At 37.0% G+C, this 10,935-nt stretch carries 10 protein-coding genes; 2 read left to right on the top strand and 8 right to left on the bottom strand.

Annotated features, from left to right (window positions below):
- Together DDF69_RS22335 and DDF69_RS19180 are read left to right on the top strand one after the other, a co-directional pair.
- The coding region (locus tag DDF69_RS22335) for a transposase (RefSeq protein WP_410494286.1) at window positions 1-418 on the top strand (418 nt) is incomplete at its 5' end.
- Window positions 415-1,284 carry an IS3 family transposase gene (locus DDF69_RS19180; protein ID WP_228411904.1) on the top strand — a complete coding sequence of 290 codons (870 nt, stop codon included), beginning with the start codon at window positions 415-417 and terminating at the stop codon, window positions 1,282-1,284. The genes DDF69_RS22335 and DDF69_RS19180, both read left to right, overlap by 4 nt.
- A 68-nt stretch (window positions 1,285-1,352) precedes the next feature.
- On the opposite strand, the gene DDF69_RS19175 is transcribed toward DDF69_RS19180, so the two are convergent.
- From DDF69_RS19175 to DDF69_RS19140, 8 genes are all read right to left on the bottom strand, one after another.
- Complete coding sequence (locus DDF69_RS19175) at window positions 1,353-2,459, bottom strand: polysaccharide lyase family 1 protein (RefSeq protein ID WP_114822187.1); 1,107 nt, start codon at window positions 2,457-2,459, stop codon at window positions 1,353-1,355.
- A gap of 406 nt (window positions 2,460-2,865) precedes the next feature.
- The gene (locus tag DDF69_RS19170) at window positions 2,866-3,204 is read right to left on the bottom strand and encodes a cupin domain-containing protein (protein ID WP_114822186.1); all 339 of its coding nucleotides are present in this window, start codon (window positions 3,202-3,204) and stop codon (window positions 2,866-2,868) included.
- Window positions 3,205-3,247: 43 nt separating this feature from the next.
- Complete coding sequence (locus DDF69_RS19165) at window positions 3,248-3,982, bottom strand: rhamnogalacturonan acetylesterase (RefSeq protein ID WP_114822185.1); 735 nt, start codon at window positions 3,980-3,982, stop codon at window positions 3,248-3,250.
- 281 nt (window positions 3,983-4,263) lie between these two features.
- Window positions 4,264-5,244 carry a pectinesterase family protein gene (locus tag DDF69_RS19160; RefSeq protein ID WP_114822184.1) on the bottom strand — a complete coding sequence of 327 codons (981 nt, stop codon included), beginning with the start codon at window positions 5,242-5,244 and terminating at the stop codon, window positions 4,264-4,266.
- 16 nt (window positions 5,245-5,260) lie between these two features.
- Window positions 5,261-6,169 carry an alpha/beta hydrolase gene (locus DDF69_RS19155; protein ID WP_114822183.1) on the bottom strand — a complete coding sequence of 303 codons (909 nt, stop codon included), beginning with the start codon at window positions 6,167-6,169 and terminating at the stop codon, window positions 5,261-5,263.
- Between the two features lie 155 nt (window positions 6,170-6,324).
- The gene (locus DDF69_RS19150) at window positions 6,325-7,992 is read right to left on the bottom strand and encodes a glycoside hydrolase family 28 protein (protein ID WP_114822182.1); all 1,668 of its coding nucleotides are present in this window, start codon (window positions 7,990-7,992) and stop codon (window positions 6,325-6,327) included.
- 1 nt (window position 7,993) lies between these two features.
- Entirely contained in the window at window positions 7,994-8,839 is an 846-nt protein-coding gene (locus DDF69_RS19145) for a rhamnogalacturonan acetylesterase (protein ID WP_114822181.1), read from the bottom strand.
- 428 nt (window positions 8,840-9,267) lie between these two features.
- On the bottom strand, window positions 9,268-10,911 hold the full coding sequence (locus tag DDF69_RS19140) for a glycoside hydrolase 43 family protein (protein WP_114822180.1): 1,644 nt from the start codon (window positions 10,909-10,911) through the stop codon (window positions 9,268-9,270).
- Between the last annotated feature and the right edge of the window lie 24 nt (window positions 10,912-10,935).

Raw genomic sequence — 10,935 nt, 5'->3', positions numbered from 1 at the left:
ATCCACGTACATTAAACGCACACAGAAGGATTACAGTTTAAGTTTAAAACTTCAAATCGTGAAAGAAGTTGAATGTGGAGCATCCACTATTACTAGTTGTCGTAAGAAATATGGTATTCAATCTCATGGTACTATTTTAAATTGGCTGAGAAAATATGGTAACTTTGATTGGGAAAACCAAAGACCTTATGCCATGGAAAAAACACCTGAACAACGTATTATGGAATTAGAAGCCCAGGTAAGGCTTCTTGAAAAGCAAAAGGCTTTTTTAGAAAAGCAGGCTTATATTGCAGATAAGAAGTCCATATTTTTTGATATGATGATTGATCTGGCTGAGAAAGAATATCACATTGATATTCGAAAAAACTCACCACCCGAACAATCGATTACTTCCGCAGTAAAGAAAAAGAAACTTTGATTTTTACTTGTGGATTGTTAGGGTTAAATAGACAAATCTATTATAGAAGTATCAAGCGTACGAAAGTTTGTAAAGATAAAGCTTCAGAGGTAGTAAAGCTGGTAGAGAATCTTCGTGTTAAGATGCCCCGGTTAGGAGGCAGGAAATTATATTTTATTTTACAGAGATCCTTAAGCTCCATTAAGGTAGGGAGAGATAAATTCTTTGCCATCTTAAAAGCTAATCATTTATTGATTGAACCTCGCAAAAGCTATCACATTACAACCAACTCTCATCATCGTTTTAGAAAGCATAAGAACCTGCTCCTTGACTATCAGATAACAAAGCCCAACCAGGTATGGGTTGCAGATATTACTTATATAGGGAACCGAAAAAATCCAAGCTATTTAAGTTTAATAACTGATGCGTATTCTAAGAAAATAATGGGACACTTTGTTGCAGACAATTTAAATACACAGAGTAGTATTATAGCTTTAAAAAGAGCTCTAAAGAAGTATAAAGGTATGAGAGAATCTTTAATCCATCATTCCGATCGTGGTTTACAATACTGCTCGAATGAGTATCAAAGACTTTTACAGAAACATCAATTAAAATGTAGTATGACACAAAACTCTGATCCTTATCAAAATGCAGTAGCAGAGAGAATAAATGGTATTTTAAAGCATGAGTTTGATATTGATAAACATGATATAAACAACAATTTAAGGAAAAAGATAGTAAATGAATCTATCGAAATCTACAATAATTTACGCCCACATTTTTCAAATCATTATCTAACTCCAAACCAAATGCATAAACAGTCACAAATTAAAATGAAAACCTATAAAAACAAAAACCAAAGCAATAGTAAAATTACTCTGGTTTAATTATTTATTTTTGTACTATAATCTGTATCAGATTTTCAGGACTAGTCAACTAATACTGAAGTCTTGTGTTAAAACTGATCACAAACATTGCCTCCTAAAGTAGCGCCCGCATTAGCTGTTACATCTGCTTTTACATCTGCTACATTAAGTTTTGTGATACTGTATGGCGGAGTGAATGCCGTTCCGCTTCCTGCTGTATTTCCGGTAACATTGATAAAGCTGCTTCCGGATTGGGTTACTGCTGTAAATCCACTCATCAGGTTGATAGGCTCTTTTACATTTTCAAAAACATTTCTTTCTACCAGAACATTAGCCTGAACTCCTGCTGCAATACATTTATTGCTTACAGAACTGTTGAAATAACTGTTCAGGATATGAATTTTACCAAATCGTACTCTTGGCATACGCTCTCTGCATCCAGGTGCCCACCAGCATCTTACAAAAGTTACATTCAGCTTTCCGGCATCAGCAGTTGCTCCGTCGCTGGATCCGATAAGATTTGAAAATCTGTGATCATCCGTTCCTCCCGAACCTCCAGGTTTTGGAGCTTTCAGATAATGGAATTTCGTATAGGAAACGGTAACATAATCGGATTTATTCTTGATGTCAAAATTTCCGTCAACCCCATCTCTGAATTCACAGTGGTCTATCCATACATTTCGGCAGTCGTCCAGAATGGCGTTATCCCAGCCATCGGTGTCATAAGCTCCCGGACCTTCAAAAATCAGATTCCGGATAATGATATTGTTACATCTTTTAATATTGATAATACCCGAACCATCTTTAGTCTGATCTGTAGAAACCAGTTTGGCTCCGGTAGTTCCGTAAATTGTTTTTCCTGTTTGATCCTGAAGAGATAAACGGGTTGTGATGGTGATGGTTCCGGTTACTTTGATCACTTTTACCGCTGTATTTTCAATAGCTGCTTTTAACTGAGCATATGTAGAAACAGTGGTTTCTGCTGCTGTTCCGCCACCGGTGGTTCCTCCGTTTTGAGATGCCCATCCCGGAGCTACACAATTGGCCAGAGGAACAATCTTTTGTGCAAGAGAGTTTTTAATATTGAGTTCGCTTTGGGTAAGGTCATTGTTGATTTCCTCCTGACCACATCCGGTTAAGGCAAAAGCAGAGCTTAGAGCGGCTGTTAATAAGGCCGCTTTGAACGTTGTTTTCATAGTTTATATTTTGTGATTTGTTCTTGGTGTAAAATTATAGTATTACTATTAAATTATTTTATATTTTAATATATTAATATTTATATAATTATAATGTTAAATATTTTATTTGATCAATCGGTTGCATTTTGTGTTTTTTTAAAAAATTTATTTATTGTTTTAGATTGCTCACTAAAAATGGCAGTATTTTATATTTTTAATGCTTGGTTTTTTGCTGGATTATCGCAAAGTCGCAAGGTTTTGTATGATTATACTCATTAAGCCCCAAGAACATTTGACTTCGCCCAATATGAGATTTTCAGCAAAGGATGTAGTTTACAATTTTATCGGAGATAAAATATCTGCGTCTTAGACGGATGGTGTTTAAAAAAACTTAGCGCCTGGGCGTTTTCCAACATTGTTTTAATTAAATAAGAAAATCCTCCCGGAAAGGCGTGAAAACATCAATTAACTTTCCTTCTTCAATACATTTTACCCCATGGAAAATATTAGGCTGTGCAAAAAATCCATCTCCTTCCTGTAAAATTTTTGTTTCACCATCTACGGTAACTTCAAATTTTCCTGAAGCAACATACGTGATCTGAGAATGAAAATGCTGATGCAAAGTTCCTATAGCATCTTTTTCAAACTTTACAATAACCATCATTATCTGGGAATTGTATCCCACAAACTGTCTGGAAATCCCATTTCCTACATCTTCCCATGCAGAGTTTCCATTGAAGAAAGGCTCTTTTTTGAAATCCATTTTATTTTTTTTAATTACAATTTTGTACGATCTGCAATCTGTTTTATTTTATATACTTTTCCAAACCGGTCTTCAAAGCTTTTAAAGAAGTAGCTGCCAGTTTTGCAATAGATTCTGCTCCCAGCTTTGACAAATGAGTATCATCATCTTTTCCGTCCGGATAAAAAGGGTCGTCTCCTTTTTTATAATGCAGATGCAATTTTTTTGAATTTTCCGGACCATAGGAAATTTCAAGCTGTTCGGATAAGAGCTGTAGGTCAACAAAGGGAACTTTAAGATCATTCGCCACCATTCTTACCACCAGAGGATATTCTTTATGGGTATCCACCAAAACACCGTTTTCGTTAAAGTTTCTTCTTACAATTGACGTCATAAGGATGGGAATAGCCTCTTTAGCTCTTGCTTCGTTTACATATCTTTCTAAATTGGCTCTGTATTGGGTGTATGGATTGGTAAAACGGGCAGAGTCATTCACTTTCTGATCATTGTGTCCGAATTGAATGATGACAAAATCTCCTTTCTTAAGTTGGTTCAAAACTTTATTCCATCGGCCTTCCGTTCTGAAACTTTTGGAGCTTCTTCCGTTGGTGGCATGATTCTGAACGGATATTCCTGTTGTCAAAAGTGATGGAAGCATCTGTCCCCAGCCATGCTCTGGATTCTTATCTGGATTTTCTTTATTGGCCATGGTAGAATCACCAATGAGGAATAGCGTAGGTTGCTGTGCATAGGTGAGGATGGAGATGAAAATGATGAGAAGGGTAAGTTTTTTATTCATGTTTATTTTATTTAGTATAATTCTTTTGTCTTGAAACAAAAGAATCAAAAATTCAAGACTGGGAATCTTCCGCTAAAAATTAATTCTATTCTCTAAAAATTCTAAACTCGTGCGAATTCGATTTTTCTTCTTCGGGTCATTATTGATTTCGCACTCAAACAATAGAATTTTCTTAACGTTCACAGAAATAATTTTTTTAACGCTTCATATTCCAATGTCAATGGGATTGAAAAATTGGTCATTATTTTTCATTTAAATATCTTCTGGATATTGCTCATTATCTATTGCTTATTATTTATGTTAGGATTCCAGTTGTCAAAGATTTTTTCTAGAGTATAATTTTTAAGGTCTTTTGCTGTCAATTGATGTGACCAGCTTACCCGTTTTGAAGGATTTCCTCCTTCGCCTTTACTTCCGTATTCTGCGTAATAAGCAGTTTTTTCTTTATCAGGAAACATTTTGTCTCCTTTCCAGGGATTCCAGCCTTCGGGAAGAATATGTTTTCCCATTTCCGTATTGATGAAAACCGTTTTGGCGTAAGGTCTCCACGGTCTTCCGAGATACACTTTAGAAACCTCATCTTTAGCAGTAAGCTTGCAATCGAAAAAGACAAATCCATATTTTCTGTCCATTTCCGTTGCGGCAGCGGTGATGTAAGAATCAGTCAGACTTTTAATCGTACAGTTTTTAAAAACAGCAGTTGCCTGTCCGAAAATAAAGTCGGTAGTTCCTTCTATATAACAGTTTTCAAAATACTGTCTGCTATGGTTGGAGGCGGAATAAAGGGTGTCCTGACAGCCAAGGATATCGGACTCCTTAATCACAAAACGATCACCTTCTACATGAAGTGAAACTGCCTGGCCTTCGTTGCATGAGCTGTTTTGAATGGTCAGATTACTGATCTTACTATCATCGCCCATTACCAGAAGAGTATAGGAGTTGAAAGTCGTCATCTTTTCATGGAAAGCATCTGTTTTTCCTGAGAAATCATTGTTGGTAATAACCGTATTGTTTCTGTTTTCTCCTTCCAGCGTGATTTTATGCTTTGAAGAGGGAATAATCACTTTCTCATAATAAATTCCCGCTTTGATTTTGATTAAAGCTTCTGCCGGACCAAGTTCTCTTACAGAATTGATTGCTTTCTGAATGGTGGTAAAATCTCCACTTCCATCCTGAGCTACTGTAACGGTGATATAAGGTTTGCTCTGTCCCCATAGAAACTGAACTATTGGCAAAAACAGAATTACAAATAATTTTTTCATAAGATCCGGTTAAAAATTATTTCAACACTTTATTTAAAAAATCAACAGTATAGTTCAATGTTTCTGTGAACCATGGTTCGGCGGACCAGAATGAATGGGGAGAATCTTTAATTTCATGAAATGCAGTAGGAATGTTGTACGCCTTTAATTTTTTCATCATATCATCTCTTCCGGCATGAAATCTGGGTTGAGAACTGTTGATAAAAAGGGTAGGTGGTGTATTTTTACTCACATATTCCAGCGGTGAAGCTTCTGTCCAGTTTTTTAGGTTGGTATTTCGGTCTCCATCCAGCCAATAGGAGGCATAAGTACTTTCCTCTGCTTCAGGATGAATGAAGGATACAATTCCGTCAATATTGATGATCGCTTTTATATTATTTTTCTTTTGTACGCCAACCAGAGTGGCCATCTGAGCTCCGGCAGATTCGCCCAAAACGGCTATTTTCTTTTTATCTAAAGAATATTTTTTGTGATGAGTCTGCAACCATTGAATAGCGTTTTCTATGTCTTCAATTCCGGCAGGATATTTTGCAACATCCGCAAGACGGTAACCAACAGCGATGACAACAAATCCTTTTGAAGCTAATTCCATAGCCATATATTTTTCATTGTCTTTGCTGCCGGAAATCCATCCGCCACCGTGAACCATTGCGATTCCTGCATGTTTTTTTGAATCATCAATAGGGTAATATACATCGGCTTTTAATGATGAACCGTTGATATTTTTGTATTCAATATCCCTGTCTATTTTAATATTTGAAGGGACCGGGCGATCAATAGGGACAATGAAAGGATATTTCTTCTTTAACTTTTCAAAAGTTCCTTCATTGGTGTAAGGAGAAGCATTCGGTCTGCTTACCTGCCCGAATGCCATCGTCCCTACGAAGAAAATAGAAATATAAGTATGTCTTTTGTTAAAAATCATTTTGTCAGATTTTTACATTGAAATCATTAAGAATTTTAAGCTATTAAGATAAATGAAGAAAATACTTCATATTTTTAAGAAGAATTTGTAGTGCAAAGTCTAACTTAATATTCTTAAAAATTTAACTCATCTTAATGGTTTATATTCTATCAGATTTATTGTATTGAGTTCTTAGCTACATCCGCTCCTATAGAAACTGTGCTTTTATCAGATCGTAAATCTTTAGGTAAAGCTACAGTTCCGGTTTTGTTTCCTAAAACTTTGATATAAGGTTTGATTGGTGATTCAAATTTTACGGTAGACAGATTGATATTTTTACTGTTATAAACCGTTGCTCCCGTTCCTTCCGTGTATTTCATGGTTACATTCTTTAATTGGATTCCATCTGCATCTACAATAGTCAATGCCTTTTTGGTATCGAATTTTGAGTCTTCAATCACAATATTTTTAAGGTTCATTTCGGAAAGACCAAATAAGGTGATAGCTTCGTAAGAGTTGACTGCATTGATGTTTTTAAAGAATATATTTCTGAAAATAGGAGTTTCCTCTGTTACCGGATATACTTTTTCAGGCGATTTGTTTCCTTCCTGTTTCTGTCCGTCTTCCAAAACCGGGGAAGAACCTTCGTAAAACATATTAAAACCGATGGTCTGTGTAGGAATATTAATCATATCGATATTTTTGATGTAAATATTCTCAACAATTCCACCTCTTCCACGGGTCGTTTTGAAACGAAGTCCGATATCTGTTCCGATAAAAGTACAGTCGGAAACATGAATATTTCTGGCTCCTCCGGACATTTCACTCCCTACAACAAATCCTCCATGACCGTGATAGACGATATTGTTTTTGATGATGACATTTTCAGTAGGCATTCCTCTTTTTCTGCCGTCTTCATTTTTCCCTGATTTAATACAGATCGCATCGTCGCCCACGTCAAAAGTATTGTCGTAGATCAGTACATTTTTGCAGGATTCAAGATCTACCCCGTCCCCATTTTGAGAGAACCATGGGTTTCTTACGGTAAGGTTTCTTAAAATCAGATTGGAACACATCAGGGGATGAAGATTCCACGCCGGGGAATTCTGGAAGGTGGGACCATCTAACAATACTTTGTCACAACCCACCAGACTTACCATCACCGGACGCAGAAAGTCTTTTACCGTATTCAGTTCGTCTTTGGATATTTTATCAGGAACATTGAAGCTTGAGCTGCTTTCAAATCCTTTTTTATAGCTTTCTGAAGGGTACCATGTTTTGCCGTCGGAAGATAATATTCCACCGGATTTGATGATTTCTTTCCATTCCGATTCTGCTACTTTACTTTTCTTGATGGCTCTCCAGGCATCTCCGCTTCCATCTATGACTCCTTTTCCTGTAATGGCAATATTCGTTGCGTTTTTTGCTGAAATAGGCGATTGGCAACGCGTAGTATTTAATCCTTCAAAACTTACATCTACCAGGGGATAATCATTTTTATCTTTGCTGAAAATAATGAAAGCGCCTTCTTCTACATGAAGGTTGATATTACTTTTCAGTTCAATAGGTCCAGTAAGCCACATTCCTCTAGGCACAACCAGTTTCCCACCTCCCTTTTTGCTAAGGTCATCAATTGCTTTTTTGAATGCCTGTGTATTTTTTACATTTCCTCCCGAAACTCCGCCAAATTGCGTGATGGAAACGGTATTGGCCGTAAAAGAGGTTTCCACAACCTGAGGCATTGCAAACTCAATGTTTTTATAAATATCCAGATTCTGGGCGTAGACATGCCCGGAAAACATCATTGCTACTGCTAAGCTGATTATGGTAAGTGACTTCTTCATGTTATTTTTTTTGAGTTTTAATTATATTTTTAAATTCCTGATAGACCAGTGAGGCGACTATCTTTGCTCCCTCAGGCTGAAAATGAGTGTTGTCTTTCTGTCCTTTCGGATAAGCCTCGTAAGTATTTTCCGGAAGATTCATAAAATAATGACTGGTGGTAAAATCCTGTCCTTTTTTGGTAAAATACTCCATGGATAGTTTATTTAAATCAATATAAGGAACGTTCATTTCTTTAGCGATATCAATGGGAGCCTGCCAGTATTCGCCGTGTACATTTTCAAGTTTCCCGTCTTTCCAGGGATAATTTCTTGCTACAGGAGTTACAATAACAGGATTTCCGCCTTTTTGTTGGGTTTGGGAAACAAATAATCTTAAAAATTCTTTATATCCCTGAATATTTACATAACGCTCAGGATGCTTTTCTGAACCGTCATTGTGGCCAAACTGCATGATCACATAATCATTAGGCTGAAGATGTTCATACACATACCGCCATCTTCCTTCCTGAAAAAAAGTTCTTGTACTTCTTCCACCATGTGCCCTGTCAATAACAACTACGGAATCTGTATTGATAGCTGGTTTCAGAGTTTCAATGCTGTCTTTTGCAAAGAAAGGCTGAAATACCTGCCCCCAACCTGTGATGGGATAGCGTACTTTCATATAATCTTTTCCTGGATCATAGTCTCCGATGTAATCGGCCATCGTAGAGTCTCCGATAAGGTAGATATGCGTTACTTTTTTATTCTGTTTTGATATCATTTTTTTTGCACTATCCTGAGACTGGCATGCTGATAACAACATTACACTGAATAAAAATGGAACGGTTTTGTATTTGCTTTTTTTCATTGCTTTTTTTGTTGGATTTCCAACATGATTTTATTTTTAATCTCTCGCAGATTTTGCAGATGATCATGTTTGTTATCTTAAAAATCTATTTTATCTGTTTAATTTGCTTGCGTTTATATATTGTTTTGTTGGATTATCGCAAAGACGCAAAGGATTTTAATATTTCGTATAATATTTTAAGGCGCAAGAACATTTCGACTTCGCTCAATATGAGATTTTCAGCTAAGTAAGCGGTATTCAATTTTATCGGAGATAAAATCTTTGCGTCCTTATAATTATTTATATTCTGATATTTCATTGCGTCTTTGCGTTTTCCAACATAATTTTCTTTTTACTCTCTCGCAGATTGAGCTGATTTTGCAGATGATTGCGTATCAATTTATTATTAAAATCTGCGTTATCTGCATCATCTGCGTGCGTTTTCCATTTTATTTCTTTGTAATTCTGAACCAATCAAAATCTGCATACCCTCCACGAGGCGCTTTTGTTGTACTGATGCTGTATAAACCTACTTTTGCTCCTATCCATTTTCCGTGTTTTGCTTGAAAAACCTCACCAACTTTGATGAAATTCTTGCCATTTTCACTATAGCTGAACTGGCATAAGCCATTAGGCTCATTTACATTGACTTTTAAATACACTTCGTTACTTTTTAATGGGGTTTCAAACAGTATTTTTTCTTCTCCGCCTTTGTCTGCTTTTTCCGCTTTCCTGAGTTGGAGATAATAACCGTCAGGTTTGTTGGTGATCACCAATGATGCATGATCTAATCCCATGATTAATAATCCGGCAGTTTTTCCTTCTTTGGCATCTTCCGGAGTCAGTTTCACCTTTGTGGAGGCTGCAAAAGTCGGAGCCGGAAATTTTTGGGTTAAGAGATTAGGGACATTCCAGAGATTTTTTTCTCCTTCCGGAACTTTGATGGAGAAGAGTCTTAAAAATTTTTGTCCGGGAAGTTTGGATGACCATACAATATTTTCATTGGCACTCCATTGCCATTGCAGTCCTAATTTCTCTCCGTCAAATTCATCGGTTTCAGGAGGCGTTGAAGCAGGGTAGTACTGTCCAACATCAGGTTTTTTATAGGTTGAAACAGGTTCGCCTATTCCGTTTTTATTATAATCTACTCCCATTACAGGCCAGTCTTTTTCCCATTTCATCGGCTGTAGGTGAACGATTCTTCCTCCGGCATCCACATCCTGAAAATGATAAAACCAGTCTTCACCGGACGGAGTATCTACCCAGGCTCCCTGATGAGGCCCGTTGATGGTTGTTGAGCCTTGCTCCAATACTATTTTTTCTTCATAAGGACCATACATATTTTTTGATCTCAATACCAGTTGCCATCCTGTAGCTACACCACCTGCAGGAGCAAAAATATAATAGTAGCCGTTTCTTTTATATAGTTTAGGGCCTTCAACCGTAGGATGGGCATCATGACCGTCAAAAACATGAACACCTTTATCCAGAACTTTTGTTCCTTCGGGATTCATTTTGTTAAGGGTCAGAATACTTTTTACTCCGGCACGGCTTCCCGCCCAGCCATGAACAAGATAGGCATTCCCGTCTTCATCCCAGAACGGACAGGAATCTATTAATCCTTTTCCTTCCATTACCAAGACCGGTTTTTCCCAGATTCCCAACGGATCTTTGGTTTTCACCATGTAAATTCCAAAATCAGGATCTCCCCAATAGATGTAGAATTCTCCTTTATGAAATCTTATACTTGGAGCCCAGACTCCATCACCTCTTTTCGGAGTAGAGAAATGTTCCTGAGGAAGGAGGTCCTGAATGGCATAATTGACCAGTTTCCAATTGATCATATCTTTAGAATGAAGGATGGGAAGCCCCGGTGTTTCATTGAAGCTGGAAGCCGTCATATAATAATCGCTGCCCACACGGATAACGTCCGGATCGGAATAATCTGCATATAAAATCGGGTTTCTGTAGTTTTTTCCCTGATCAGCAGTCCAGACCTCGGAAACATAATTTTTTTCCTGTGCCTGAAGATAGGCAGAAGCTACTGAACACACTGTAATGGCAATGATATTTACAATATTTTTTGTCTTCATAGAATCAATTATACTTTACTTGAC

The sequence above is a fragment of the Chryseobacterium sp. KLBC 52 genome (genome assembly GCF_003347605.1).
GTDB lineage: Bacteria > Bacteroidota > Bacteroidia > Flavobacteriales > Weeksellaceae > Chryseobacterium.
This window is presented reverse-complemented; position numbering and strand designations above follow the sequence as displayed.

Bases quoted from the DNA above. Each gene is read 5' to 3' on its own strand.
- DDF69_RS19140 (WP_114822180.1), bottom strand. From the start codon at position 10,911: ATGAAGACAAAAAATATTGTAAATATCATTGCCATTACAGTGTGTTCA.
- DDF69_RS19145 (WP_114822181.1), bottom strand. From the start codon at position 8,839: ATGAAAAAAAGCAAATACAAAACCGTTCCATTTTTATTCAGTGTAATG.
- DDF69_RS19160 (WP_114822184.1), bottom strand. From the start codon at position 5,244: ATGAAAAAATTATTTGTAATTCTGTTTTTGCCAATAGTTCAGTTTCTA.
- DDF69_RS19175 (WP_114822187.1), bottom strand. From the start codon at position 2,459: ATGAAAACAACGTTCAAAGCGGCCTTATTAACAGCCGCTCTAAGCTCT.
- DDF69_RS19170 (WP_114822186.1), bottom strand. From the start codon at position 3,204: ATGGATTTCAAAAAAGAGCCTTTCTTCAATGGAAACTCTGCATGGGAA.
- DDF69_RS19150 (WP_114822182.1), bottom strand. From the start codon at position 7,992: ATGAAGAAGTCACTTACCATAATCAGCTTAGCAGTAGCAATGATGTTT.
- DDF69_RS19155 (WP_114822183.1), bottom strand. From the start codon at position 6,169: ATGATTTTTAACAAAAGACATACTTATATTTCTATTTTCTTCGTAGGG.
- DDF69_RS19165 (WP_114822185.1), bottom strand. From the start codon at position 3,982: ATGAATAAAAAACTTACCCTTCTCATCATTTTCATCTCCATCCTCACC.